The sequence below is a fragment of the Stenotrophomonas sp. YJH_SMC_6 genome, assembly GCF_059371335.1.
Genome location: NZ_JCAFUM010000002.1, coordinates 157,236 through 183,827, shown reverse-complemented (window position 1 = coordinate 183,827; position 26,592 = coordinate 157,236). Strand labels below are relative to the sequence as shown.

18 protein-coding genes are annotated in these 26,592 nt (G+C 66.2%); 7 read left to right on the top strand and 11 right to left on the bottom strand.

What is annotated here, in order from left to right; genetic code table 11:
• Positions 1-14: 14 nt before the first annotated feature.
• The 6 genes from AC5P9N_RS02595 to AC5P9N_RS02570 are packed head-to-tail and all read right to left on the bottom strand — an operon-like array spanning position 15 to position 8,011.
• Positions 15-1,034, bottom strand: coding sequence for a sugar kinase (locus AC5P9N_RS02595; RefSeq protein ID WP_099484642.1), 1,020 nt, complete (start codon positions 1,032-1,034; stop codon positions 15-17).
• 10 nt (positions 1,035-1,044) lie between these two features.
• A complete protein-coding gene (locus tag AC5P9N_RS02590; protein ID WP_012480340.1) occupies positions 1,045-2,232 on the bottom strand; it encodes a GDSL-type esterase/lipase family protein in 1,188 nt (395 codons plus the stop codon).
• Between the two features lie 21 nt (positions 2,233-2,253).
• Positions 2,254-3,006 carry an SDR family NAD(P)-dependent oxidoreductase gene (locus tag AC5P9N_RS02585; protein WP_005413520.1) on the bottom strand — a complete coding sequence of 251 codons (753 nt, stop codon included), beginning with the start codon at positions 3,004-3,006 and terminating at the stop codon, positions 2,254-2,256.
• Positions 3,007-3,048: 42 nt separating this feature from the next.
• Positions 3,049-4,353, bottom strand: coding sequence for an MFS transporter (locus tag AC5P9N_RS02580; RefSeq protein WP_099484641.1), 1,305 nt, complete (start codon positions 4,351-4,353; stop codon positions 3,049-3,051).
• Entirely contained in the window at positions 4,350-6,575 is a 2,226-nt protein-coding gene (locus AC5P9N_RS02575; protein WP_049460004.1) for an oligoalginate lyase, read from the bottom strand. Before AC5P9N_RS02575 ends, AC5P9N_RS02580 begins: the two co-directional genes overlap by 4 nt.
• Positions 6,572-8,011 carry a polysaccharide lyase 6 family protein gene (locus AC5P9N_RS02570; RefSeq protein WP_049460003.1) on the bottom strand — a complete coding sequence of 480 codons (1,440 nt, stop codon included), beginning with the start codon at positions 8,009-8,011 and terminating at the stop codon, positions 6,572-6,574. The genes AC5P9N_RS02575 and AC5P9N_RS02570 overlap by 4 nt, the downstream gene beginning before the upstream one ends.
• Positions 8,012-8,252: 241 nt before the next feature.
• Here AC5P9N_RS02570 and AC5P9N_RS02565 point away from each other — a divergent pair, with 241 nt between their 5' ends.
• The 4 genes from AC5P9N_RS02565 to AC5P9N_RS02550 all read left to right on the top strand — a co-directional run bounded on the left by AC5P9N_RS02565 (position 8,253) and on the right by AC5P9N_RS02550 (position 14,638).
• Positions 8,253-11,144 (top strand): TonB-dependent receptor, encoded by a 2,892-nt coding sequence (locus AC5P9N_RS02565; protein WP_049460002.1) that lies wholly within the window; start codon positions 8,253-8,255, stop codon positions 11,142-11,144.
• Positions 11,145-11,246: 102 nt separating this feature from the next.
• Positions 11,247-11,990: a FadR/GntR family transcriptional regulator gene (locus AC5P9N_RS02560; RefSeq protein ID WP_005409753.1), complete on the top strand. Its 744-nt coding sequence runs from the start codon at positions 11,247-11,249 to the stop codon at positions 11,988-11,990.
• 117 nt (positions 11,991-12,107) lie between these two features.
• Positions 12,108-13,874, top strand: coding sequence for a hypothetical protein (locus tag AC5P9N_RS02555; RefSeq protein ID WP_049460001.1), 1,767 nt, complete (start codon positions 12,108-12,110; stop codon positions 13,872-13,874).
• Positions 13,875-14,038: 164 nt separating this feature from the next.
• Positions 14,039-14,638, top strand: a complete 600-nt coding sequence (locus AC5P9N_RS02550; RefSeq protein ID WP_495223805.1) for an NADPH-dependent FMN reductase — start codon at positions 14,039-14,041, stop codon at positions 14,636-14,638.
• Between the two features lie 19 nt (positions 14,639-14,657).
• On the opposite strand, the gene AC5P9N_RS02545 is transcribed toward AC5P9N_RS02550, so the two are convergent.
• Positions 14,658-16,304, bottom strand: a complete 1,647-nt coding sequence (locus AC5P9N_RS02545) for a fatty acid--CoA ligase (protein WP_049459999.1) — start codon at positions 16,302-16,304, stop codon at positions 14,658-14,660.
• A 129-nt stretch (positions 16,305-16,433) separates the two neighbouring features.
• On the opposite strand from AC5P9N_RS02545, the gene AC5P9N_RS02540 reads away from it, so the two are divergent.
• Positions 16,434-17,108 (top strand): response regulator transcription factor, encoded by a 675-nt coding sequence (locus tag AC5P9N_RS02540; protein WP_049459998.1) that lies wholly within the window; start codon positions 16,434-16,436, stop codon positions 17,106-17,108.
• A gap of 4 nt (positions 17,109-17,112) precedes the next feature.
• Here the strand turns inward: AC5P9N_RS02540 and AC5P9N_RS02535 are convergent, their stop codons facing one another.
• The 4 genes from AC5P9N_RS02535 to AC5P9N_RS02520 are packed head-to-tail and all read right to left on the bottom strand — an operon-like array spanning position 17,113 to position 24,061.
• Complete coding sequence (locus AC5P9N_RS02535) at positions 17,113-20,442, bottom strand: hybrid sensor histidine kinase/response regulator (protein WP_049459997.1); 3,330 nt, start codon at positions 20,440-20,442, stop codon at positions 17,113-17,115.
• Between the two features lie 36 nt (positions 20,443-20,478).
• Entirely contained in the window at positions 20,479-20,955 is a 477-nt protein-coding gene (locus AC5P9N_RS02530; RefSeq protein WP_049450730.1) for a MaoC family dehydratase, read from the bottom strand.
• On the bottom strand, positions 20,952-21,830 hold the full coding sequence (locus AC5P9N_RS02525) for an alpha/beta fold hydrolase (RefSeq protein WP_049459995.1): 879 nt from the start codon (positions 21,828-21,830) through the stop codon (positions 20,952-20,954). The genes AC5P9N_RS02530 and AC5P9N_RS02525 overlap by 4 nt, the downstream gene beginning before the upstream one ends.
• Before the next feature lie 32 nt (positions 21,831-21,862).
• Positions 21,863-24,061, bottom strand: coding sequence for a TonB-dependent receptor (locus AC5P9N_RS02520; RefSeq protein WP_239498883.1), 2,199 nt, complete (start codon positions 24,059-24,061; stop codon positions 21,863-21,865).
• 196 nt (positions 24,062-24,257) lie between these two features.
• On the opposite strand from AC5P9N_RS02520, the gene AC5P9N_RS02515 reads away from it, so the two are divergent.
• Both AC5P9N_RS02515 and AC5P9N_RS02510 read left to right on the top strand, forming a co-directional pair.
• Entirely contained in the window at positions 24,258-25,262 is a 1,005-nt protein-coding gene (locus AC5P9N_RS02515) for an extracellular catalytic domain type 1 short-chain-length polyhydroxyalkanoate depolymerase (RefSeq protein ID WP_043033419.1), read from the top strand.
• Positions 25,263-25,390: 128 nt separating this feature from the next.
• Positions 25,391-26,539: a serine hydrolase domain-containing protein gene (locus AC5P9N_RS02510; protein ID WP_043033420.1), complete on the top strand. Its 1,149-nt coding sequence runs from the start codon at positions 25,391-25,393 to the stop codon at positions 26,537-26,539.
• Positions 26,540-26,592: the final 53 nt, after the last annotated feature.

The following is a 26,592-nucleotide window of genomic DNA, read 5'->3' as shown; positions in this document are numbered from 1 at the left end:
CGCGCGCTCGGCATTCAGCGCTGGACATCGGCACCTCCATTGCCCAGCAGAGCCAGCACCTGCGCCTCAGCGACCGGGCTGAAGTCGCCGGGAATGGCGTGCTTCAACGCGCCCGCAGCCAGTCCGAAGCCCACGGTGCTTTCTGCGTCGAGCCCGGACAGCAATCCGTGCAGGATGCCGGCGGCAAAGGCATCGCCGCCCCCGATGCGATCAACGATACCGGGCAGCGGGCGCGGTGGTGCCTGCGCCCGCGTGCCGTCGCGGCCGAGCAGCAGCGCGCCCAGGATGTGATGGTCTGCACTCACCACCTCGCGCTGGGTGCAGGACAGCCACCGCAGGTGCGGGAACGCGGCAAAAGCAGCGGCCGCAGCGGCCTCGGTTCGGGCGACCGCATCGTCCTGCGCGAAGTGCAGCCCCAGCACCAGTTCGATGTCCCGATGATCGGCAAAGACAATGTCGGCCTCGGCGAACAGCTCACGCAGGATCGCCGCTGCGTCGCCATCCCAGCGTCGCCACAGTGAGGGACGATAATTGCCGTCGAAGGACACCTGCACACCGGCCGCGCGAGCCGCACGCACGGCACCCAGCACCGACTCGGCCACGTTGGCGCCCAGCGCCGGGCTCACGCCCGAGACATGCAGCAGGTGCGCGCCGGACAGCAGGGCAGGCCACGCATGGTCACTGGCATTGCTGTTTGCGAATGCAGAACCGGCCCGGTCATACACCACTTCACTGGCGCGCTGCACCGCACCGGTCGCCAGGAAGTACAGGCCCATGCGATCACCCTCCACTTCACGCACGGCGCCCACGCCCACGCCATGCCGCCGCAGCTCGGCCACAGCATGCCGGCCCAGCGCGTTACCGGGTACCGTGCTGACCATCTGCACATCGTGGCCCAGGCTGGCCAGCGAGACCGCCACATTGGCCTCGGCACCTCCCACATGAACCTGCAGCTGCGGCGTCTGCAGCAGCAGTTCACGACCGGGTGCACCCAGGCGCAGCAGCAACTCACCGAAACAAACGACGCGGCTCATCGGTTCTCTCTCACTCGGGGGTGGTGCAGCCCAGCATGCGCAGATCGATGGCATCGGCCATGCGCCGGTAGCCTTCGTCGTTGGGATGCAGATGGTCGCGGGTGATCTCGTTGGGCAACGATTCGGCTGCCTTCGGGTCACGCAGCGCGGCATCGAAATCGATGATGCCATCGAAGCCGCTGTTGCCGCCGCGTGCCCACTGGTTGATCGTGGTGCGGGTGGCGGCGGACACGGGCTCGTAGCGCTCGGAACCGCCGAACGGGGTCAACGTACCCAGCCAGGCGCGGATGCCGTGCGCATGCAGCCGCGCCGCAACCTGCTGATAGCCCAGCAGCATGTCCGCCGCACTGCGTCCAGGCAGCGGCTGCGCGCCACCACCGTGGCGGATGTCATTGATGCCTTCGAACAGGATCACCTGATCGGCGTCGGCCACCGCGATCACATCGCGATCCAATCGTGACAGCGCACTGTGGCTGCGGCCGTGGTCAAGCAGCTTGTTGCCGCTGATGCCCTGGTTGAGCACCACGAACCGGTTCGGGCAGGCCTGCTGCAGGCGCTGCGCCAATCGCTCCGGCCACTGGTTGAAGCTGCCGCGGCGTGCGGTGGCGCCTTCCGTGATGGAATCGCCCAGCGCCACGATTACCTGGGGACGATCATCACGCTGCACCATCACTGCCGAGAACACGTTCTGCTGGTAGCTCAGCCGCACGCTGTCGGCGACGGCTGTCTGCTTGCCATCTGCGACCCGCAGCTCGGTGCGGCGCACCGCGGGGCGGGTGGGCTGCGGGAAATAGGCACTCACGCTGATCTCCTGCAGCGCCGCCACCGGCATCCGCACCGGGTCGCTCAGCAGCGCGGCTCCGACCGGCACCTCGATGACCGCGCGGCCATCCACCGTTACCGGCAGCGGTGCGGCCTTGCCGTCCTTCACTCCCACACGCAGGTCCTCGACCCGCAAGGGCGTCGTGCCGAGCTCGTTGCTGATGCGCAGCCGCAGCGCATCGCCACGGCTGCCGATACGCATGTCCTGGCGCACGGTCTGTGCGGCGAACTGTACGGGTGCCTCGGACGTTCCGTCCTTGCGGTCGGGCGCGGGCGCGGCCGTCCAGGCAGTGACCCACACGGGTGCGGCCCACACGGCGGGCGCCGTCATGGCGGAGCAGAGCGTCAATGAAAACAGAAGTGTCCAGCGCTGCATGGGCAGGAGTCCGGTCAGGTGTCAGGAGAAGTAGGTGCCGCCGTTGACGTCCAGATTCGCGCCGGTAATGAACGCCGCCGCATCCGAGGCCAGGAACACCGCAGCGTCGGCGGCTTCGTCCGGCGCGCCCTGGCGGCGCAACGGGGTGGCGCCGGCAACGGCCGTGCGTACTTCCGGCTTGGTGAATTCATCGTGGAAGCGGGTGGCGATCATGCCGCAGCACAGCGCGTTCACCCGGATACCCTTCGGCCCCAGCTCCTTGGCCATGGCGCGGGTGAAGGTCATCACCGCCGCCTTGGCGGTGGCGTAGATCGATGCGCCCGGGCCGCCGCCATCACGACCTGCCTGCGAGGCGAAGTTGACGATGGCCGCGCCTTCGCGCATGTGCGGCACCACCGCGTGGGTGGTGAGGTAGGTCGAGGTCAGGTTCAGGTCCATCACGGTGTGGAAGAACACCGGGTCGATGTCGGCCAGCGGCCGGCGCTGCACCATGCCACCGGCCACGTTCACCAGCAGGTCGATGCGCTCGCCGAACGCGGCCTGTGCCGCAGCGACCAGGCCGGCGACGGCCGTGGCATCGGTGACGTCGGCGCGATGCACCATGGCCTGGCCACCGGCCGCCTGGATCCGTGCCAGCGTTTCCTGGGCACTGGCCTCGTCATTGGCGTAGTTGATGCAGACGCGTGCACCGGCGGCAGCCAGCTTGATCGAAACGGCGCGACCGATATCGCGGCCACCGCCGGTGACAATGGCCACCTTGTCCTGGAACGACATGCGGAAAACTCCTTGGTTTGCGGGGGGATGAAAAACGTGGGCTCAACCGCCGCGGCGGTCGAGCTTCCGGATAGGGCCGGTCCACCACCACAGCGCGGCCAGCGACAGCGGCACCAGGGCGGCAACGAGGATGAAGATCGGGGCATAGGAGTGGCGGGTCAGCACCGGCACCAGCCAAGTGGTGATCAAGGTGCCGGCCACGGCAGCCAGGCCACCCAGGCCTGCCAGCGTGCCCACCGAGCGGCCGTCGAACAGGTCGCCCGGCAGGGTCTGGATGTTGCCGATGGCCACCTGGAAGCCGAACAGCACCGCAGCGATTGCCAGCACCGCCAGCAGCGGCTGGTTGGCCAGCACGGCACCCAGCAGGGAAGGAGCCATGACCACGCAGCCCAGCGTTATGGACAGCTTGCGGGCGCGGTCCACGCTGCGCCCGGCGCGGATCAGGCGCCCGGACAACCAGCCACCACTCAGGCTGCCCAGCATCGCGCCGACAAACGGCACCCAGGCGAACAGGCCGATCTGCTTGATGTCGAAGCCGAAGGTTTCAGCCAGGTAGATCGGCAGCCAGGACACGAACAGCCACCAGATCGGGTCCAGCAGGAAGCGGCAGGCGAGCATGCCCCAGCTCTGCCGGTGGGCCAGCAGCTCACGAACGCTGGCCTTCGGCGCCACCACCGCCTGTTGCCCGGCCTGGTCTTCCTGGATCAGCCGGCGCTCGGCATCGCTCACCCACGGGTGCTTGTCCGGCCCGGCGCGGTAGACAAGCAGCCACGGCAGCAGCCACAGGAAACCGATGGCACCGACCAGCACGAAGGTACCGCGCCAGCCCAGCCACAGGTAGAGGCCGGCGATGGCCGGCGCGGAAACGATCGCGCCGATCGACGCGCCGGCGTTGAACACGCCTTGCGCCAATGCGCGCTCGCGCGCCGGGAACCACTCGGCATTGGCCTTCACCGCGCCCGGCCACGCACCGGCCTCGCTGATGCCGAGCATCGCCCGCACCAGGCTGAAGGACAGCATCGAATGGGTGATCGAGTGCAGGGCGATGGAGATCGACCACACGCTGATCGACAGGGCGAAACCCAGGCGCGTGCCGATCATGTCGAACAGGCGGCCGAACAGGAACTGGCCGGCGGCGTAGAACAGCATGAACACCGTCACCAGCAGGGCGTAGTCATCCTTGGTCGCGCCCACTTCCCTGGCGATTTCCGGCCACATCACCGCCAGTGCGTTGCGGTCGATGTAGTTGATGATCGTGGCAACGGCAATCAGGCCCACGATCAGCCAGCGCACGGCTGAACGCACCGGCACCTTGCGCAGGTTGGCCACCACCGCAGGGCCGTTCATTTGCCGTCACCCTTGCTGCGGTCCATGCGTGCGTGGCTGCCGCTCCAGCGGTAGGCATGGCCGTCCACGCTCACGCTGTGCTCGCCCTTGGCGCTGCTGTCGTCGGCCACGCCGAGGGCGATGCGCGCGCCACTGGCCAGGCGCAGCTCGATCACCTCGGCATCGCTGCCGCGGGTACGCACGATCTCCCTGATGCGGCTGTCGGCGCCATGCACGTACTCGGCGGTGCCGTTGTACTCCCCATGCGGCTCCAGCACGCTGAAGAAGGTGACCTCCTTCTGGCCGTCCACGCGCTGCAGCAGGGCAGGCTCACGGCGCAGGTTGAATTCCGGATCGTTCGCGCCGCTTTCCACCAGCAGCGCCTGCGCCGGCGCGCTGCTGCCGAAGCGGTAGGTGTAGAAGCGCCCGTCCAGCAGCCACGCCAGCGACCGCGGCTCGCTGCCGGGTTTGCTGCGTGCATCCAGCCACAGGTGCTGGTAGCCGTTGTCCTTGCCCAGCACCGGGCGCTGGCTGGGGAAGTGCTCGGCCTCGAAGCCGGTGGTGACGATGTGGCCGTTGAAGTGCAGCGGCAGGTCGTAGCGCGCGGCCTTGTCGCCGTGCACCTGCAGCAGGTCCAGCACCACCGGCAGGCCCAGGTCGGGGTGGCGCAGCAGCGCCTGGGTGCGGGTGAACGCCACGCCGGGATAGGCATCGCGCATCGTTGCCGAGGCGATCTGGGTATCGGCATCGGCCTGGAAGAAGCGCACCTGCGGGGCATGTTCCTCGCCACGCTTCCAGTCGCCCATGAAGTGGCTCTGCTCGTCCACCACCAGGGTGTTGTGGGCCACGGTCTGCTTGGCCCAGCTGCGGTTCTCGGCCAGGTAGATGCCACCGCGCTTGGCTTCCACGTTGAGGAAGCGGGCGGCGCCGTAATCGGTCACCACCGGGTTGCCGTTGTCGTAGAACAGCCAGTTGAGCTTGTCGAAGTGGCCGTGTCCCATGCCCTGCATCGTGTCCTTCTGCACCAGTGCCTGGCCGCGTTCGCCGTTCATGCGAAGGATCGCCAGGCCGCCGCGGTCGCCGTCGGGGCCATCGCGCAGCAGCATCGGGCGGTAGTCGAAGGGCTTGGCCTTGTTGGCGGACAGTGCCTGCGCCACCTGCAGGCCTTCGGGTGACAACAGCAGGCGTTTCTGCTGCTGGGCCACCGACAACAGGCGGTCATCACTGGTGCGCGTATAGGCGATGCCGATGCCGGCCACCAGCTCTTCGGTGTCGATGCCCTTGTCCAGGATCGCATCGTTGATCGGGAAGAACAGGCCGCCATAGCTGGACTGCACCAGCACATCCACCGCCTTCAGCAGCACGCCATCGCGACGCGCGAAGATCTTCCGCTGCGGCTCATTGCGTTCGATGGCGTTGGCGAACAGCAGGAACGGCGCCAGTGCATAGCGCTGGTAGTAAGGGCCTTCCTCGTAGTAGCCATCGGGCGAGAACAGCAGGTCGATCTGCCGCAGGAAGCCGAACTTGTCGTCCTTCTGGCTGCCGCGCAGGGACTTCTCCACCAGTTCCTGGTCGCGCAGCACGTAGCCGGTCATGCCGGTGGCGGCCACCGCCCACGTGGCGTGGTTATGGATCTGGTCGTAGTTCTTCGGTTCGCTGACGAGGAACTCGGCCATCGGCCGGAACACCTTCGATTCGATGGTGTCGCGGTCCTCGGCGGACAGCGCGTCACGGATCGCGTCATAGCCCTGGATGGCGTTGACCAGCCACACCGAATCGTTGAGCACCTGCCAGAACACGCGGCCGGGAATCTGGCCGCGACCCTCCGGGTGCGGGCCCAGCGTGGGGTAAAGCTGGGCGTACTGCAGCAGCATGTCGCGCGCGTAGTCCACGTAGGCCCTGTCGCCGGTCAACCGGTACAGCGTGCCCGCCGCCAACAGTGCCTGGTAGTTGCGCTTGTGCTGTTCATGGGTGCGCCCGCCGCCCTTGTCCCTGGGCACCGGCACGTCGATGCCGGCCTTCATCATCTTCTTCAGTGTTGCCTCGGTGCGCGCCTGCTCCTTGGCGAACCACGGGTAGCGGCGGCCTTCGCTGGCCATCTGCTGCCACTGTGCGGCGGTGACCAACACCGGTGCGGCTTCGGCCTGTCGCGCGACGGTGGCCGGAGCCGCCAGCAGCGGGGCCGGCATCAAGGCAACGGGACAGGTCAAGGCCAGGGAGACGAACAGCGGCTGCAACCTCATCGATCAACTCCATTGCGGGTGCGTGACAGGGCAACTTCGCCCACCTTGGGATACCAGGCGACGCCGGTCGCCTCGCGCGCGGTCATCGCCAGGGCAGGATCGGCGCCCACGGCGGGCAGGGCAGGCGTGGCCACCCACAATCCGCTGGCAGCCTGCTGCAGGCTGACGCCACGGCCCTCTACGCCACCCGGGAACACGGTGCTGGCTGCCGGCGACTGCACGTTGCCGCTGAAGTCGATGCCGGCCAGCGAACTGGCGGCAGTTGGTGGGTTGCTGCTGTTGCGGTTGACGATCAGGTTGCCGGTGAAGCGGCTGCTGCTGGCGGCGACCACGATGCCTTTGGCTTCATCGTGGCCGACGCCGAAACTGATCTTCGCCACGTCCACTAAGGTGTTGCGATTGATCGTGGCATTCACCACCGGCGCATAGCCGGACAGCGGAGGACTGGCCTGCGCATCCATCACCGCCAGTGCCGAGCGGTTGCTGGACCCGGCCAGCCGCTCGAAGTAGTTGTTGCTGACGGTCTGGTCGGCGTTGATGATGCGTACGCCGCCGGTGCCGGCCTTGTCATCGCCGAGGAAGACGTTGTCGATCACCCGGTTGCCGTTGCCATGGCGCAGGGTCAACGCGCCGGCCGAACGGTAGAACACGTTGCCGCGGTAGGTGTTGCCGCCGGACTTGTTGCTGATGATCTCAGTCTCGCCGTCGCAGCCTTCGAACCAGTTGTTCTCCACCGTGCTGTTGGAATCGCTCAGTGAGCTGTCGCTGGTGCCGACGCGGATCGTTTCGCCCCCGTTGACGCCCAGCGCCGGGCGCGGCCCGAACCAGTTGTGGTCGATACGGTGCTGGTTGTCCAGGCCCTGGGTGGCATCGCGCACCACCACCACGGTCGGCCCGGCGTTGGTCTTGCCGCGCAACTGGCTGTGATCCAACCGGTTGTTGCTGCCATACAGCGATACCCAGTAGTCCTGGTCGCTGGCATCCGGGTTGGTGTAGTCATCGATCACCAGGCCGGTGACGCGGCTGTTGCTGGCGACGGCCTTGCTCGACTCGCGGAACGCCACCACCGCATCACCCGGCGCATAGCCGTTGCGGAACACCAGGTTGGACACCTGCAGGTAGTTCCCGGCCAGGCGCAGGTCCGAGCGTCCGCTGAGGACGACCTTGCCGGCGGTCTGCGCGCGCAGCACGATCGGTGCGGCTGCCGTGCCCTGACCCTTAAGCAGCAGCCGGGCATCGGTCCAGGTGCCGTCAGCCAGCACGATCTCATCGCCAGGCTGCAGCGCCGAGGCGGCGGTAGTGAACTCCGCGACATCGTGGACGAGCCAGCTGGCTGCACTTGCTGCTGAAGTGGTCAGGCACATTGCCAGACCAGTGGTCAGGCAAAACAGCCATGAATCATTGGATCGGTGACGCGCCAGCGAGTGAATGCGCATGAAATCCTTCCAGGGACGGCCGGGCCGTCGTTTCAGGGTGGGCCTGCATACCACTTTCGGGTCTGTTGTAAGCCAGCTTTCGCGCAAAGTCATGCTGCATGAGCACATTAAATTGCGATAAAGTGGTATGGATCAAAGGCATTTGAACAATCGCATACCAATTGGTTGACATTGTCATGTCGCCGTGCCGAAGCTGCGTCCCACGCCTGGCATGCAGGCGATCCTTTGGGAGGAGGAAACCATGCGGCGACCCGCCGGAGCAGTGCACAGCATCTCGTTGTCCCCCACACCCCTGATCGTGGCGCTGCTCGCCGTGCTGGCGGGGCTGCCCACGGCCCAGGCGCAATCCGGCAAGGACGCGGCAGGGCAGGATCCCACCACGCTGGACCAGGTGCAGGTCACCGGCATCCGCGAATCGATGCAGAGTTCGATCAACAAGAAGCGCGATGACACGGTCATTGCCGACGTGCTCTCGGCCGATGACATCGGCGACCTGCCGGCGCCTTCGCTGGCCGATGCGATCGAGACCCTGACCGGCGCCGCTTCGACCCGCGACAAGACCGGCGCCTCGGAAATCTCCATCCGTGGCCTGGGTGCCTTCCTCAGCAGCACCAACTTCAATGGCCGCGAGATCACCAACGGCAGCGGCGACCGCTCGGTGAACTTCAACATGTTCCCCGCCGAGCTGATCAATACGGTGGCCATCTACAAGACACAGCGCGCCGACATCATCGAAGGCGGCGTGGCTGGCACCATCGGCCTGGAAACAGTGCGCCCACTGGAGTACGGCAAGCGTGCGGCGCAGCTGGACCTGCGCGGCAGCTGGGCCGAGTATGACAAGAAGTACCGCGACGACGACGGCATCGGCTATCGCGGCACCGCCAGCTACATCGACCAGTTCGAGTTCGGCAACGGGCAGAAGCTGGGCATCTCGCTGGGCTTCCAGCGCCTGGACGGCACCGACCCGGAAGAGAGCATCACCAGCGGTTCCACCTGGTATGCCTGCGATGGCACGCAGAACGTGGGCAATGCCAACTGCAATGAAGTGTCCGCGCAGGCCATCGCCAACGGCGCGCCGTACTACCTGGTGCCAAGCAGCCGCATCTACCGGCTCAAGCAGGAGCGTAACGACCGGCAGAGCGAGTTCGCCGCATTGCAGTGGCGGCCCAATGACGTGGTTGAAGTGAACCTCGACTTCGAACACACCGAGCGCAACTGGTACGAGAACCGCAGCGACCTGAGCCTGTCCAACGCCCGCCGTGGCATCACCCGGCGCGAGGTGGACGAGGACGGCATCGTGCGCCACCTGCATGGCAGCACCTCGATTGATTCCACCTCAAACCGCTACTGGCGTGGTGAGGAGTACACCGGGGGTGGCCTGAACCTGATCCTGCGACCGACCCCGGCCTGGGAACTGTCCACGGATCTTTCGTACTCGCACACCAATCGCCTCGACAGCGAGCGCATGACCCGCCTTCGTGCCAACCAGCGCGACGTCAACAATGCCATCGTGCCGGGCATCAGCAGTGGTGCCACCGGCTACGTGGACTATGACTGGGACTGGCACGGCGAAGTGCCCAGTGTCGCGCTGGCGCCGAACTTCGACCCCAACAACTGGGACGCCTACACCGGCGCGGCGCGCGTCACCTCCAGCGCAACGGAGAACGACCACAGGATCAAGGCCGGCCGCTTCGATGCCAGCTTCATGCCGGAGTCCGGCTTCTTCACCCGTATCAAGGGTGGCGTGCGTGCCAGCCAGGCGGACTACCGCCTGCGCGACAACACCCTGGTAAGCGATTACGACCAGCGCGTGGCGGCCGACAAGGCGAAGATCATCGCCGCCAACCAGGTCTGCCGCGCGCCGTTCCCACAGGATGACTTCATGGATGCCGCCAGCGGCAACACGATCTCCTCGTGGGCGTACTTCGATCCGAACTGCCTGTACCAGTCGTTCCGTGGCAGCCTCGACAGTGGGTTGGATCCGGGTTTCCAGGATCCGAACAATGTCGATATCACCGAGAAGACACGCGCGCTCTATCTGATGGGGGAGTTCAGCAGCAGCCTGTTCGGCTTGCCGGTGACCGGCAACCTCGGCCTGCGCTGGGTCAAGACCGACGTTCGCTCCGAAGGCGTGCGTACCGGGCTGCGTATCGAGGACAATGGTGACGGCACGATCCGCCTGCAACCCACCGGTGCGTACAGCACGCAGGTGTTCAAGGCGGGCAACGACAAGCTGCTGCCCAGCCTCAACGCGGCCTTCGAACTGCGCCCGGACGTGTTGCTGCGGGTCGGTGCATACCGCGCGATGTCACGGCCGGACATCGCCGCGCTGGGTGCCGGGCGCACCATCAACGTGAGCAGTGATGCCACCTACGGCAATCTGGCCGACGCGCTGGATGACATCAGCGCCAGCGGCAACCCCGCCGCGCAGCCGCTGATGTCCTGGAACGGCGACCTGTCACTGGAGTGGTACCCGAACCCGGACACGATGCTGGCCGGCGCGGTGTACTGGAAGCAGTTCAACGGCGGCACCGCCACTGCGCTGGTGCCGGAGACCTACACCATCGACGGCCAGAGCGTGACCGTGCCGGTACGCCAGCAGGTAACCACCGACGAGGACAGCACGCTGACCGGCTTCGAGCTGACCGCCACCCATCGACTGTCGTACCTGCCCAAGCCGTTCGACGGGCTGGGCTTCAAGGTCAGTTACAACTACGCCGATGCCGACTACCGGACCCAGGACTCGCGACTGGGCGAGCAGCTGGCCAGTGACGGCACGATCCTTCCGGCGATCGTGCCGCCGGCGGGCCTCAGCGGCTTCTCGCGGCACGTCCTGTCCGGCTCGATCTACTGGGACGTCGGGCGCTTCAACATCCAGGCCATCGGCAAGTTCCGCTCGCACTACTACCAGGACTTCACCGGCAACACCGCACAGCAGAACCGCTACTACGATGACAACACCAGCGTGGACCTGCGCCTGCGCTACCGGGTGAACAAGCGGTTGTCGCTGTCGCTGGAGTTGATGAACCTGACCAACGAGCCGCGCGTGGCCTACCAGCCGCTTTATGGGAACTTCCGCGAAGTGGTGACCTACGGGCGACGTGCGTATTTCGGTGTACGATACAAGTTCTGAACAGGGCGGCGCGGCCAGTGGTCGCGCCGTCGCTCCAACCGGACCCTTGCCGGCCGCGGTGGCAGGGCAGGGACCGGGAAGGAATCGCCAAGGGTCAGCCGCATGTCCGCCAACCGCCTTTACCAGACCATCGCTGCCAAGCTCCGCAAGCTGATCGAGGACGGCGAATTTCCACCGGGCTCGCGGCTGCCGGGCGAGCGTGAACTGGCCGAACGGTTCGGTGTCAGCCGGGTCACCATCCGCGAAGCCGAGATCGCACTGGAAGCACAGGGCTGGATCGCGATCCGCATCGGTTCGGGCGTGCATGTGAAGCCGCGCCCGACGCAGGCGCCCGGCGGGCTGCCGGATGTCAGCGCCTTCGACCTCACCGCTGCCCGCGCGGTATTCGAGGCCGAGGCCGCCGCTCTGGCGGCAAGCAATCTGGATGATGCCGGCATTGCCGAGCTGCAGGCGCTGGCCGAAGCGCTGTGCCGTCGCGACCTGAGCGACGCGGAAGCCGGCGAGTACGACCGCCGTTTCCACCTGGCCATCGCACGGCTTTCCGGTAACCCGGTGGTGGAGTTCTTCGTGCAGCAGATCTGGCGCATGCGCAGCGAACTGCCGCGGGTAACCGAGGTCTATGCACGGGTCTGCCATGATGATGGCGCCAGCCGTGCCGACGAGCACATGGCGATCTTCGAAGCCCTGCGCGCGCGCGATCCGGTGGCCGCGCGCAATGCGATGCGCCATCACTTCCAGCGTCTGTTCGAGGCCATGCTGCAGGCGACCGAAAGCCAGGCGCTGGAGGAGATCCGCCGCCGCACGCAGCAGGACCGCGAACGGTTCATGGCCACGACGCGTATCTGAGTAACGGCGTTTCCAGGGCCGCCGGGGCGGGTCAGGACGCTGTGACGTGCGGGGAATCATCCTTGCGGGTGCCGACGAGCGCGAAGTAAGCTCTGCTTCGTCGACGAGGGGGACACCATGTACGCAAGGATCGCGGCAGCTGCGCTGCTGTGTATGACGGCCCTGCCTGCGTCGAGCGCCAACCGCGGCTCGACGGTGATGGAGGACTACGCGGCGGCGCTGAATGCCCGCGGGCAGATTCTGCAGTTGGATACCGGTGACATGTTCGGGGAAAGGATCGGGCTGTTTACCGGCTCGGTGGAATTTCTGCAGACGGACGTCGACCTGCCGGGCAACAGTGCGCTGGAGGTGGGCATCAAGCGGCGCTTGGTGGCAGGTGCGCAGGGCCGGCAGGGATTGGGCATGTTCGGGGTGTGGGACCTGGCCCTGCCCAGGGTGCATGGAACGTTCAGCACCCAGGGGGGATGGAAGAATTACGTGGTGGCCGAGCCGCTCAACCGCTGTTCGAAGTTCACCCCGCCTCCAACCGAGATCGTCACGGTGAAGGCGCAGACGCCGACCGGGCCAGGGACATTCACCGAGTACTTCAACTCCGACGAGTTCTGGCATGGAACGCAGCTCTACCTGCCAGAGACCGGTGACGAGGATCTACTCGCGCAAAGCAACGAATGGCCGGTGCCGAGTACAGGCCATGCGTACCCGATGCGAACCAAGAGCGGCAATGTCATCCGCTGCGTCGCCATGGACGACGGGGCGGGTGAGGGCTTCGAAGTCACAACGCCTGCCGGCATCACCTACACGCTCAATCATATGGCCAGCCTTGGTAGCGGACCGCCATTGATCAAGAAGGGATACTCGCGGGGAAACTTCGGCTCGGTTACGGAGTTCGAGTTCGTTCTTTTCCGGCAGGAGTTCCATATTCTTCCGACCAATGCCCGAGACCGGTTTGGAAATTCGGTGACCTACACGTGGGATCCGGCAAATCCACGGCAGTTGCTGCGCATCGCAGCCAACGATGGCCGCACCGTCGATCTCGAATGGACGGCTGGATCGCCCAGCACGCTGCCAAGCGAAGTGAGCGCGGTCCGTGCGGGCGGGAGGACGTGGACCTACGGTACCGTGGTGGGTGGCTACAAGGTCACCTTCCCGGACCAGTCCTACTGGCAGACTACGGGGTTCAACGTAGGCACCATGGGTGCCGGTGCCGTTCCCGCAGAGCGGGGTTTCTGCCGGAATCCGGGTGTGGTGACCTACGGCCATTCCGGTTCGATCCGCCATCCCAGTGGTGCAGTGGCGAGGTATCGCTTCGAGCCGACGCTGCATGGCCGCTCGTGGGCGCGTTATGGCTGCAATATGCCCGACAGCACGGGTAGCGGGTTCCTCGACTCGATCGAATACACGCCCGCCAGGTACTACACGTGGTCGCTGGTTTCCAGGACAGTCACCGGGCCGGGCATCGACCAGCCTTATACGTGGGCCTACAGTTACGGCCCGGCCAACGGGTGCTATGCCGACGGCAGCAAGGAACTGTGCCAGGCGAATTCGCCGGCCACGAAGTGGGTGGACGTCAAGGATGCAGAGGGTGTCACCACCCGGCACACCTTTGGCAATCGATTCAATGTGGACGAAGGCTATCTGCTTTCCTCGGTCCAGCCGGGCCGCGCCACCACCCTCAGCTATCAGCTTGACGCTTCCGGCAGCTATCCGGCATTGGCCGGGCGACCGGCATATCAGCGTGCCAGCGGAATCATCGCAGCCAAGCAGATACCGTTGTTGCAGAAGGTCATCGAGCAGGATGGCGTGCGCTACATCTGGAAGGTCAATACGTTCGACAGCATGGCACGACCTGTGTCCATCACTGAAGCCAGCCAGCCCGTGCAGTAGCATCGCCCCGCCGCGCCCTGTTCGCCCTGGAAGAGGGAGCAGCAAGGACGAAGGCACTACACCGCCGGAACCGTGATCCTCTGCAGATCCAGTCTGGCCCTCGCCCACCCGCGCTGTCGATGCCTGGCCCGTGACCCCGCGCCGACGTATCCGAGGAATCCCGCATGTCCGACACCCCTCCACCGCTGAACATCCTGGCGTTTGCCGGCAGCCTGCGCAGCAACAGTTACAACCGGCGCCTGGTCAGGGCTGCAGCAGGCGCCGCGCCTGCGGGCCTGCTGCTGACCGTGCATGACACCATCGCCGATATTCCGCTGTTCGACGAAGACCTGGAAGCCGCCGACCCGGCCGGCGCTGCCGGGGTCAAGCGCCTGCGCGCGGCCATTGCATCCGCTGACGGCGTGCTGATCGCCACGCCGGAGTACAGCCAGTCACTGCCCGGCGTACTCAAGAACACGCTCGATTGGCTGTCCCGCGACGATGCCGAGTACCGCATGGTCCTTTCGGCCAAGCCGGTGGCGATCATCGGCGCTACGCCGGGTCACTGGGGCACCAAACTGGCACAGTCGCAGCTGCGCCATACACTGACCGCCATGGGCGCATTGACCATGGCCTCGCCACAGCTCTATGTGGCCGAAGCAGCGGCCGCCTACGACGATGACGCGGGAGATTTCGACGCGGCGACGCGCAAGCGCCTGCAGCGCTTCCTGGAGGGATTCCAGAGCTGGGTCCAGCTGCTGCAGGGTGGGGCGTCGCGCGGTTGAGCGGTGCCGGCAGAGGCCGTCATCGCCCGCCGGTGCCAAGGACCGGATCATGCAGCCCGCGCAGCTTCTTCTTGTTGATCTTGCCCACGCTGGTCCGCTCGATTGCATCCACGAAGCTCACGCGCTCCGGGATCGCATAGCGTGAGATGTCTCCGGAACGGCTGCGCGCCGCGACCAGTTCGATGATCTCCGCTTCGGCCACATGGCTTCCCGGCTTCCTGACCACCAGTGGCAATGGCCGCTCGCCCCATTTCGTGTCGGCGATACCGATCACCGCGACCTCGCTGACCGCCGGGTGCAGTGCGATGATGTCTTCCAGCGCGAGCGAGGAGATCCATTCGCCCCCGGTCTTGATCACGTCCTTGATGCGGTCGGTGACACGCAGGTAGCCAGCTTCGTCGATGTTGCCGATGTCGCCGGTGTGCAGGTAGCCGCCCGCCCACAGCGTTGCCGAAGCCTCGGGATCGTGCAGGTAGCCCTGGGTCAGCCAGGGGGCGCGCGCCACCACCTCACCGGTGGCGACGCCATCGTGGACGACATCGCCCATGTCCGGGTCGACGATGCGCAGGTCCACCAGCGGCACCGGAATGCCGGCCTTGGTGCGCAGTGACAGCACCTCGTCGGCATCGGTCACGCTGTCCACGTCGATCTGGGCGATGGTGAGCAGCGGGCAGGTCTCGGACATGCCATAGCCGCCGAAGATGTCGATGCCCCGCGCCAGTGCGCGCTGCGCCAGGGCACGGGGCAGCGCGGCACCGCCGATGATCACCTTCCAGCCCTCCAGGTCGGTCTGCGCGGCGTCCGGGTGCTCCAGCAGCATGTGCAGGATGGTTGGCACGCAGTGCGAGAAGGTCACCTTTTCGCGGGCGATCAACGCCAGCAGTTTCGCAGGCAGGTAGCGCCCCGGATAGACCTGCCTGATGCCCATCGCGGTAGCCACGTAGGGCAGGCCCCACGCGTGCACATGGAACATCGGGGTGATGGGCATGTAGACATCGTCACGATGCAGGCGTCCCTGGCGGGGTGCGCCGCCGAGCGCGGCCATCGCCGCCAGCGAATGCAGCACCAGCTGCCGGTGGCTGAAATAGACCCCCTTGGGCAATCCGGTGGTTCCGGTGGTGTAGAACACCGTGGCACGGGCATTCTCGTCGAAGTCCGGGAAGCGGACGACCGGCGTGGCACCGCGCAACCCCGCTTCGTACTCGGTGGCGAAGCCAGGCGGCAGCGGGCCACCGGCATCGTCCAGCAGGATGCGCGTGCGCAGGTCCGGCAGCTGCTCGTCGATGGCGTCCAGCAGCGGCAGGAACTCGCGGTTGGCCAGGATCAGCCGCGCGCCGCTGTGGTTCAGCGTGTACGCGATCTGCTCGGGGGCCAGGCGCACGTTCACCATCATCAGCACCGCACCGATCATCGGAACCGCGAAGTAGGCCTCCAGGTAGCGGTTGCTGTCCCAGTCCATCACCGCCACCGTGTCGCCGTGGCCGACGCCCAACGAGGTCAACAGGCCGGCCAGTTGGCCGATGCGCACCTGCAGGGTGCGGTAATCGAATCGGACTTGGTCGCCGTAGACGATTTCCTGTTCAGGACTCACCGCCAGCGGCATCAGCAGCAGCTGCTTGATCAGCAGTGGATAGGCATGGGCATCGGGAGTGGGGGCAGATGACATGGCATTTCCTCGTGGGCGGCGTTGCGGTCGCTGGCCTTCTCCTCACCACACTAGCAAGCCCTTCTTGCTGTACCAGCGTACCTAGGTACCTGTTCCCGCGCGCACCCGATTTGATAATCTCGCCAGGACATGCCAACCCTGCTCATTGCCGACGATCACCCCTTGTTCCGCGCGGCACTGCATCGCGCGGCGGAAGAGGCGGTCGCCGATCTGCAGATCAGCGAGGCGGATTCACTGGACAGCGTGCTGGAGGCGATCGAGAACCAGTCGATCGACCTGATGCTGCTGGACCTGCACATGCCGGGCAACCATGGGCTGGCCGGGCTGGCGACCATCCGTGCGCTGCAGCCGGGCCTGGCGATCATCATCGTCTCCGCCAACGAGGAGCCGCAGGTGATCCGGCGCGCCATCGACCTCGGCGCCGCGGGCTACCTGCCCAAGAGCTCGGGTTTGAACGAGCTGCAGTCCGCGCTGCAGTCCGTGCTGGAGGGCGAACGCTGGATCCCGGCGCTGCTGCGCGAGCCGGTGGCGCGGGTAGCGCCGTTCAGCAGGGATGCCGACCTGGCCACACGCCTGGCCAGCCTGTCCGCACATCAATACAAGGTGCTGGGGCTGGTGGCCGAAGGCCTGCTCAACAAGCAGATCGCCGACCGGCTGGGCGTGCAGCTGCGCACGGTCAAGGCGCACATGACACGCATCATGGAGCGGCTGGGCGTGCGCAACCGCGCGCAGGCCATCCGCGTGCTGCACGAAATGGGGTTGGCCGATCCGTCCCGGCTGATCGAAGCGCTGCCCGAGCGCTGAACGGTCAGCGCGTGGCAGTGGCCACCAGCAGGTGGTTGATCGCCCAGCGCAGCGCCAACGGCTTGAACGGCTTGTTGAGCAGGGACAGCCCAGCGCCGCGCACCGCCTCGCGTGTATCGCTGCCGGTATCCGCACTGAGGATCACCGTCGGCCGCGGTCCATGCATGTCCGCCAGCCGCTGCCACAGCGCAACACCGGTATCGCCGTCATCCAGGTGATAGTCGAACAGCCACAGCGCCGCCTCGTGCGCTGAGGGCCCGATGGCATCGGCGCTGCCTGCCGCGATGACGTCGCAGCCCCAGGAAATCAGCAGTTGCCGCATCGCCTCCAGCGCGTCCGGGTCGTTGTCCACTGCCAGTACGCGGATACCCTTGAGGGCGTTGCTGCTACCCGTCGGTGCCGAACTGCGCGGGGTCACAGGCGGTGCTGCGCGTTGCACGCTGATCGAGAAGGTCGAGCCGTGCCCGGGCACGCTGCGCAGGTGCAAGGGTGCATGCAGCAGATCGGCGATGCGGTGGGCGATGGTCAAGCCCAGTCCCAGTCCCTGGCCGTTGCTGCGATCGACCCGGTGGAACTCCTCGAACACCACCGCGTGCTGCTCCGGAGCAATGCCGGGGCCGGTGTCATGCACGCCGATCATCAGTGCCTGCCCCTGGCGGCGCACACCCAGCAACACACCGCCATGGCGGGTGTAGCGGATGGCATTGGCCAGGAAGTTCTGCAGCACCCGGCGCAGCAGCAGGGGATCGCTATGGACCCAGGCCTGGCTCCGCACATGGCGGAACTGCAGGCCGCGCGCCGCCGCCAGCACCGCGAACTCCTGCGCGAGCGGATCCAGCACCGTCGACAGCGCGAACGGGCGCGGATCGGCCACCAGCCCACCGGCTTCCAGTCGCGAGATATCGAGCAGGCCGGACAGCAGGTCATCGGTGGAATCCAGTGCGCCGCGGATCTGCCGCAGGAAACTGTCGAGGAACTCGGATTCGATGTGCTGCGACATCGCCTCGGTCAGCAGCTGGGCTGCATGCAGGGGCTGGATGAGGTCATGGCCGACCGCCGTCAGGAAGCGGGTTTTCGCCGCGTTCGCGCGCTCGGCCTCCTGGACCGCCTGCTGCAGCCTCGCGGTGCGGTCCTGTACGCGGCGTTCCAGGGTTTCATTGCTGCGCTTGAGCGCATCTTCCGCGCGGCGGAACGCCGTGACATCGGTGAAAGTGGCTACATAGCCACCGCCCGGCATCGGGTTGCCGCGGATCTCGACGATGGTGTCATCGGGGAAGATCCGTTCGGACAGGTGTGGCGTGCCACGGCGCATGTGCGCGACGCGGCGCTGCAACGCCCTGGTGGGCGTGTCGCCGGGGCCATCGCCGATCTTCAGCTGCCCCAGTGCCCACGCCGTGAGGTTGACCACCGGCTGCCCGACCTGCAGCAGCTCCGGCGGGAACTTGAACAGCGCGGCGTAGCGGCTGTTCCAGGCCACCAGCTGCAGCTGCGCATCGACCACGCTGATGCCCTGGCTCATGTTCTCCAGCGCGGCTTCGAGCAGTCGCTGGTTGAAGCGCAGCACCTGGGTAGCTTCGCCGACGGCGCGGGTCACCGCATCCAGCGGCGCGGCGCCGCCCTCGCGTGCGGCTTCGACCAGCAGCCGTGCCATGCCTGCGCCCACCACGGCCGTCAGCTCACGCTCGACGGCGGTGACCCGGTCGTCATCCAGCATCTGCCCGGCGTGGCCCTCGAGCAGCTGGCGCGCACGCTCCTGGCCAAGGAAGCGTCCGGCGGTCCTGCGCAGGGACGCCGCAGCCACCGCATCCCGCCTCCGCGGCAATGACGGACGCACGGCCCGCGACACCAGGGCCACGGTCAGCAGGTTGACCGCCAGGCTGGCCCCCATGCTGATGGCGATATGCCCCGGCTGCACGCGCAGCGAGACCACCGCCAACCAGTGCAGCCCGTCGGCGCTGACCGACGGCGTCGCGGCCGGGATCACCATCGGCAGCAGTACCAGCCACAGCCAGGCCAATGAGCCCAGCACGATGCCGGCTATGATGGCCGCGGAGGGCGTACGTGGGCGATACACCGCCAGCAGCACAGCCGGTGCCAGCTGCGAGAGGGCGGTGAAGGACATCAGGCCGAAATCGCTGAGTGCCTCGGTGTCGCTCATCGCGCGGCTGTACAGCCACGACATCAGGAACACGGCGAGGATGCCGGCACGGCGGAACGCCAGCACGCGCGGGCGCAGATCGGCATTGGCCACGCCGCCCCCGATGCCACCGAGCAGGCGCGAACCGAATCCATGGTTGCCAAGCATGATCGACAGCGTCAGCCCGGACAGGATCATCATGCCGGTGGCCGCGCTCAGGCTGCCCAGATAGGCCAGCAGCGCCAGCAGATGATGGCCGCCGGCCTGCGGCAGCGCCAGCACGTACAGGTCAGGCGATACCGAGGCCGGCAGCTGCGCGGCGCCGGCCAATGCCATCGGCACCGACGGCAGGCCGATCAGCAGCAGGTAGACCGGGAACATCCAGCGTGCCGTCTTCAGGTCCGATGTCTGGCGAAGCTCGACCACGCCAACATGGAACTGGTGCGGCAGGGTGAACGCGGAGATCGCCCCCAGCGCGACCATGGTGAGATAGTCCGGCACGATGGCCGGTGGTGGCAGCTGCGCCATCTTCTCCAGCAGCGGTGTGCCGGCCTTGTGCACGGACAGCGCCGCATACAGGCCAATGGCCAGCAGCGCCACCAGCTTCAATACGGACTCCAGGCCCAGCGCGACCACGATGCCGCGGTTGGGCTCGGTGGCCGAGGCCTTGCGTGCACCGAACAGCAGGGTGAACGCGGCCATCGTCAGCGCGAACCAGAACGACATGTCCAGCTGCGCACCGGCAGGCGCGAACCCATCACCCAGCAGGGTGCCCAGCCCCTGGCTGACGGCTTTCAGCTGCAGTGCGATGTACGGAATGATGCCGAACAGCGCCACCAGGGTGATGGTGAAGCCGAGGCCGCGATCGGCACGCAGTCGTGCAACGACCAGATCGGCGATGGTGGCACTGTTGTGCTGCTTGGCCAGCCGCCCGAGACGGAGCAGGAACGGCAGGCCGAACGCGAAGATCAGCGCCATGCCGGCCAGGGTTGGTGGAATGGGGAAACCCCATTGCCGCCCCTGCGAGGCCGCACCGTAGTAGGTCCACGCGGTGCAGTGCACGGCCAGCGACAGTGCATAGATGAGCGGCCATGCCTTCGAAAGCCGGTGCCCCCGGCGCTCGCCCCACAGCGCCACGCCAAACAGCAGTGCGGTCCATGCAATGCAGGCGAAGAGGACGATGGAGGGCGTCAACATCGCTCCAGTGTAGGGAGAGAATCGGGCGGGGTGGTGCTAGGGCGTGATCACGATCAGTGACAGCTGCTCAGCGACCAGTGCCAGCTCGCCATCGGCGACCCGCTCGACGGCCTTGCGCTGGATCAGCAGCCACTGGCCGGGCTGGCGCGCATCCAGTGATACCAACTGCGAGCGTACCCGCACCTCGGACCCGCTCGGCACCGGCGCCAGGAAGCGGACCTTGTTCAAGCCGTAGTTGAGCACATGGGCGATGCCGGGGAAGCCGGCCAGGGCGGCCACATCGTCCTCCACCGTCAGCGAGAGCAGCAGGAAGCCGTGTGCGATGGTACGCCCGCCCGGCATCTGCGCCTGCGCCCGCGCTGGATCGACATGGATCCAGTTGTGGTCGCCGGTGGCGTCGGCAAAGGCATCGATGCGCGCCTGGTCCAGGCAGGTCACGCCACTCAGCCGCTCACTGGCGGCCCACTGCTGCACCGCCTGCAGGGCGGGAGGCAGCTCGCTGTCCGCACTCACACCACACGCTCCAGCAAGGCAAGGATCGCGTCACGCGCCTCTGGTTCGGACAGCATCGGAGCGTGGCCGACATCGGGCACCTCCACCAGACGGGCACTTTCCGAGGTGGCCGCCATCTGCCGAGCGACATCGGCCGGCAGGATGTCGGACAGCGCACCGCGTACCACCAGCACCGGCACCCGGGCGGTCAGCCCGCGAACCGCACGCCACAGCAGGGGACGCAACAGCCACAGCAGCCATGGCCGGGTGGTGCGGATCACTGCCGGGTCGTAGTCCAGTTCCAGCAGGCCATCGCTGCGCGGGCGGAAGGTGCGCACCGCCATCTGCCGCCAGTCGTCGGCGCTGAAGCGCGGGAACGCAGCCTTGCCGATGGATTCCACGTAGGCCGTGGCCTGCACCAGGTCCATCGGCGGTATCGGCTTGCCGGCGTACTTGCCGATCCGTGCCAGCGCCTCACGCGGCACCCTGGGGCCGGCATCGTTGAGCACCGCGCCCGCGATCCGCTCCGGCGCGCGCGAAGCGAGGGTGATGGTCACCAGCACGCCCAGTGAGGTGCCGACGAACACCGCCTTGTCGATGTTCTGCGCGCGCAGCAGCGCGACCATGTCATCTGCGTAGGTGCGCGGGTTGTAGCTGGACGGATCGTGCGCACGTTCTGAACCGGCGCGGCCACGCAGGTCGACGGCGATCACGCGCCATCCCTCGGCGGTGAGTGTTTCGGCCAGTGCATCGAAATCGGCACCATTGCGGGTCAGGCCGGGAATGCAGACCACGGTGCCGCGGGGCGCCTGCCGGGTATCCGCTGCATGGTCGCGCGCGTGCAGGCGCAGGCCATCGTCGCTGTTCCAGTACAGGTCGTCGTAAGACTGCGTCATGCAGAAGCTTCCTGAAGATCGTAACGGATGCGCTAGAAATCGTAACGGACGCTGAGGCTATATTGGCGCGGCGGACCATAGAAGCCAATCAGCGTGCCGACTGCAGGAATGTTGTAGCCAGTAGTGCGGTATTCCTTGTCGGCCAGGTTGGTGCCCTGCAACGAGAAGGTCCACGCATCATCCAGGCGCCAGATGACGCCGGCGTTGACCAGCCCGTAACCCTGCTGGCGGATCACCGGGCTGAGGTCGGTGGTCGGCCACACTTCGCTCTGGTAGCTGTAGCTCACGCGTGCCGACAGGTTGCTGCCGTTGGCCAGGTCGGTGCGGTATTCCACGTTGAACGCACCGGAGATATCCGGGGCATTGGTGAACTTCATCTGCCTGGCCACGTTGATGCCGCGGTCCATGTACTCGTCGTATCTGGTATCCAGCCACGCCAGGTTGCCGGAAATCAGCCAGTGCTGGTTGGGCAGGTACTGATACTCGACCTCCAGGCCTTTGACGGTACCGGCCCCGGCATTGGTGAAATCGCCGAAGAAGGAATCATCGATGCCATCGCCATTGGTATCTAGGCCGGTGAACACCGACAGCTGGATGTCCTTGTACTTGTTGTAGAACGCTGACAGGTTCAGGAACAGGCGCTGGTCGAGGAAGGCCATCTTGCTGCCGACCTCATAGCTGTCCACGGTCTCGTCATCGAACGGCTCCGCCGAGCGCGGTACCGCCACCGCGTTGGCGCGGATGTTGTAGCCGCCGGACTTGAAGCCACGCGTCGCCAGGCCATAGACCATGATGTCCGGAGTGATCTGGTAGTCCAGCGAGACCTTGGGCGAGACGTTCCTGAAATTGGTCTTCTTGTCGAAATCGGCGGTCACCGCCACCGGCCGGCTGAAGCCCGGGTCGGCGTAGAGGCGGTTGAGCACGATCGCGCGCTTGTCCTCGTCGGTGTAGCGGGCGCCGACATCGAGCTTCAGTCTGCTGGTCAGGTCGAAGGTCCAGTCCGCATACAGCGCGATGCTGTCGGTCAGCACCTTGCCCTGGTTGTCGGCGAACTGGGCACTGAAATAGTTGTTCTGGATCTGCCCGCCAGCCTCGCCACTGAACTGGTACAGGCCGACCACACCGCGCACCCGGCCGCCGGCATCGTAGTTCAACTGCACTTCGTTGCTGACCTGGTCGTCGTGGTAGGTGCCACCCACGTCGGCGAGCTTGATCGGCGTGGTGTCGAAGTCGATGTTGGCCTCGCTGTCCGACTCACGCTTGGCCACCACATACTTCACAGCGATGTCTTCGTTCGGCCGCCAGTTCACCGTGGCCGAGGCGCCCTTGCTCTCCACGTTGTTGAGGTTGCGCATGCCCGAGCGGATGTCATAGCGGCTGTCCATCGGCGGGTAGGCGCGCAGGAACGGATTGGGTGCCAGCATCTTCGAGCCGCGCATGCCGGACTGATCGTCGATCCAGTCCAGTGCGAACTGCACATCGAAGTCGTCGCCCGCATACGCGCCCAGGTTCAGGCGTGCCGCGTTGATCTGCTTGTCACTGACCGGCTGGCCGTTGAAAGTGTTCTCGCCAAACCCGTCGTGGTTCATGCTGGCCACCGCCACGCGGGCGCGCAGGCCGCTGTCAGCACCGCCGATCGGACCGCCGATGGCTGCCTTGGCATCCAACTGGCTGTAGTTGCCCACGGTGACCTGGGCGAAGCCCTCGGTCTGGGTCGGCAGGCCGCGCGAGATGTACTTGATCGCGCCGCCGATGGTGTTCTTGCCGTAGAGCGTGCCCTGCGGGCCGCGCAGCACCTCGATGCGCGAGACATCGAACACATCCAGCAGCGCACCCTGCGGGCGCGCGATGTAGACGTCATCCAGGTAGATGCCCACGCCCGGATCGGCGCCCCAGGTGGGGTCGGACTGGCCGATGCCACGGATGTAGGCGGTGACCGTGCTGCTGGCACCGCGGGCGGCGTAGATGGTCAGGTTGGGCACCTGCGCATCCAGGTCGCTGATGTCCTGGACATTCATCTTGTCCAGCGCTTCGGAGGTAAATGCGGTAACCGCTACCGGGACCTCCTGCAGGGTTTCCTCGCGCTTGCGCGCGGTGACCTTGATGCTGTCCAGGTTGGTGGGTGATGCAGTCCTGGCCGCCGTCGGCGTGGCCTGGGGCGTTTCCTGTGCCAGTACCGGCCCGGAGGCCAGCAATGCGCCGATCATGAGACTCAGGCAATTCCGTTTCATTCGGTCCTCCCCCAGGCAGCTGCTTGCAGATGGCCCATTGCCATCCTGCAGCCAAGGCTAGCGGTGTCATCACGCAGCGGCGAGTGGACCTAGGTCCAGTCGGCAGCGGCCGCCGGATGCGGATACTGGGCGCGCCCCCAGCCGGAAGCGCGTCCCGGTACCACTTCATCCACGACTCACGCATGAGGATCTGGCCATGAAATCCGGAATCGATTCGATCAAGGTTGTACTGCTGGTGCTGTGCAGTTGGCTGGCGATGGCGGGCAGTGCCCTTGCCGCAGGCCCGGCCGGGCATTGGGACATTGGCCTGTACGGCAATCTGTTCGGCGCCCGCGAGTACCAGGTGTGGGTGCCGGCGGGCTACGACGACCAGCAGCCGCTACCGTTGCTGCTGGTGCTGCACGGCTGCGTCAACGGGCCCAACCTGATGGGGGAGGCGTCAGGCTTCAATGATGTGGCCGACACCGAAGGGTTCATCGTGGTCTACCCCCGGCAGAACGTCACCTCCAATCCGGCCCGCTGCTGGAACTGGCAGCTGCCGATCAACCAGGCCCGCGACAGCGGCGAAGCGTCGATCCTGGCCGGCATCGTGGACAAGGTGAAAGCGGACTACAGCGTGGATCCGCGCCGGGTCTATGTCACCGGCATTTCGGCAGGTGGTGCGATGACCTCGATCATGCTGGCCTGCTATTCGGATGTGTTCGCTGCCGGCGCCATCCACTCCGGTGGCATGTTCAAGGGCGCGACCACGATTTCCGGCAGCGCCTACGCACTGCTGGCCGGCAGCATCTATTCGCCGGACAGCAATGGCCGCCTGGCGTGGCAGTGCTCGGGTTCGCCGTCGCCGCGACCGCTGCCGGTGCTGGTGTTCCATGGCAGCGCCGATCTCACCGTCAATCCGGTGAACGGCCAGCAGGCCGTGCGCCAGTTCCTGCAGACCAATGACCTGGCCGACGACGGCCTGGACAACGACTCGGTGAAATACGTGCCGACCAGCACCTATCACGGACAGGTGCCGGGCGGCCGCGGGTATACCGTCGACACCTACGCCTACGGTGGCAGGACGCTGGTCCAGCACTACGTGGTGCAGGGCATGGGGCATGCCTGGAGCGGCAGCCAGTCGGGCCTGCCATTCACCGACCCGAAGGGGCCGGACGCCACGCTGATCACCTGGTTGTTCCTGAAGGACTACCAGCGCTGACGGGGGGCAGGGGGCCTTCCAGGGAGGGGCGCGACCGGAGGTGCCGGATGGCACCTTCAGCCGCTCATGGCAATCGATTATCGTGAGCGCCCGTTCCCACGACCTTCAAGCGCCGGCGCATGGAATCCATGTCAACGACTGCCCGAAACCGGCAATGGCTCAATGCCGTCGTGCTATCCGCAGTGCTCCTTGCCGTCGGCTGCGAGGGCAGGAAGGCACCGCCGAACGATGTGGGGGCGGCGGTCGACGAGGCGGCCCATGCCCTGATCGAACAGCCTTTGCTGCACTCGGCCTCCATCGGCGTGGTGTACCGGGGCAAGACCTTCATCCGTCACCGCGGCGAGATGGTAGCCGGCAAGCCCGATGTTCCGACCGACGCAACGCTGTATGAGATCGGCTCGCTGAGCAAGACCCTGGCGGGCACGTTGATGGCCCGTGCGGTGCTTGAGGGCAGGGTGGGCCTGGAGGATGACGTTCGCAGCTACCTGCAGGGCGACTATCCGAACCTGCAGTACCAGGGCCAGCCCATACGGGTCCGTCACCTGCTGTCACACACCAGTGGCCTGCCGAACATGCTGCCGGAGCGGGCGAACACCGTGTTGGAGGACTTCACCGATCACCGCGTGCCCGGTGAACTCAGTGCCCTCTATGCGCATTACGGCAAGCCGGATTTCCTGCGGGATCTGCACGCCGTGCGGATCCCACGGATGCCCGGGAAAGAGTACGCCTACTCCAGTGCTGGGACGGAGCTGACGGCCCACATTCTGGAAGGCGTCTACAAGACCGACTACACGTCATTGCTGCGTGGCTTCTTCAGCGACGCCGCAGCAATGACCAGCATCGGGATCAAGCTGGGGAATGCGGAAAAAGACCGTCTTGCCATCGGCTACCACAGCGACAATCCGGTGCCGACCTCGCCGATGCCACAGTTGCCATGGGGCGCTTCCGGCAACGTCAAGGCAACAGTGCCCGACATGGTGAAATACCTTCAGTTCCAGCTGGCCAACGGCCCGGTGGTGCAGGAATCGCATCGCACTCTGGCCAGATTCGACGACGAGTTCAGCATTGGCTATTTCTGGAACATCGTCGCTGGCGATCGCCAGAAGGGTGTCTATTACGCCCACCACGGTGGCGTTCCACGCTCGCAGTGCTACATCTACATCATGCCGGAGCACGATCTGGGCATCTTCGTGATCACCAACCAGAGCGGCGACCGGACCGCGCGTGCCATGGAGGCGGCGATCGATACCCTGGTCGGGAGAATCGCGGCGCGTTGAACCTCCCGCTGAGGCTCGGGCCCACGCGGCCCGGTCCGTGGACCAATGTGGCT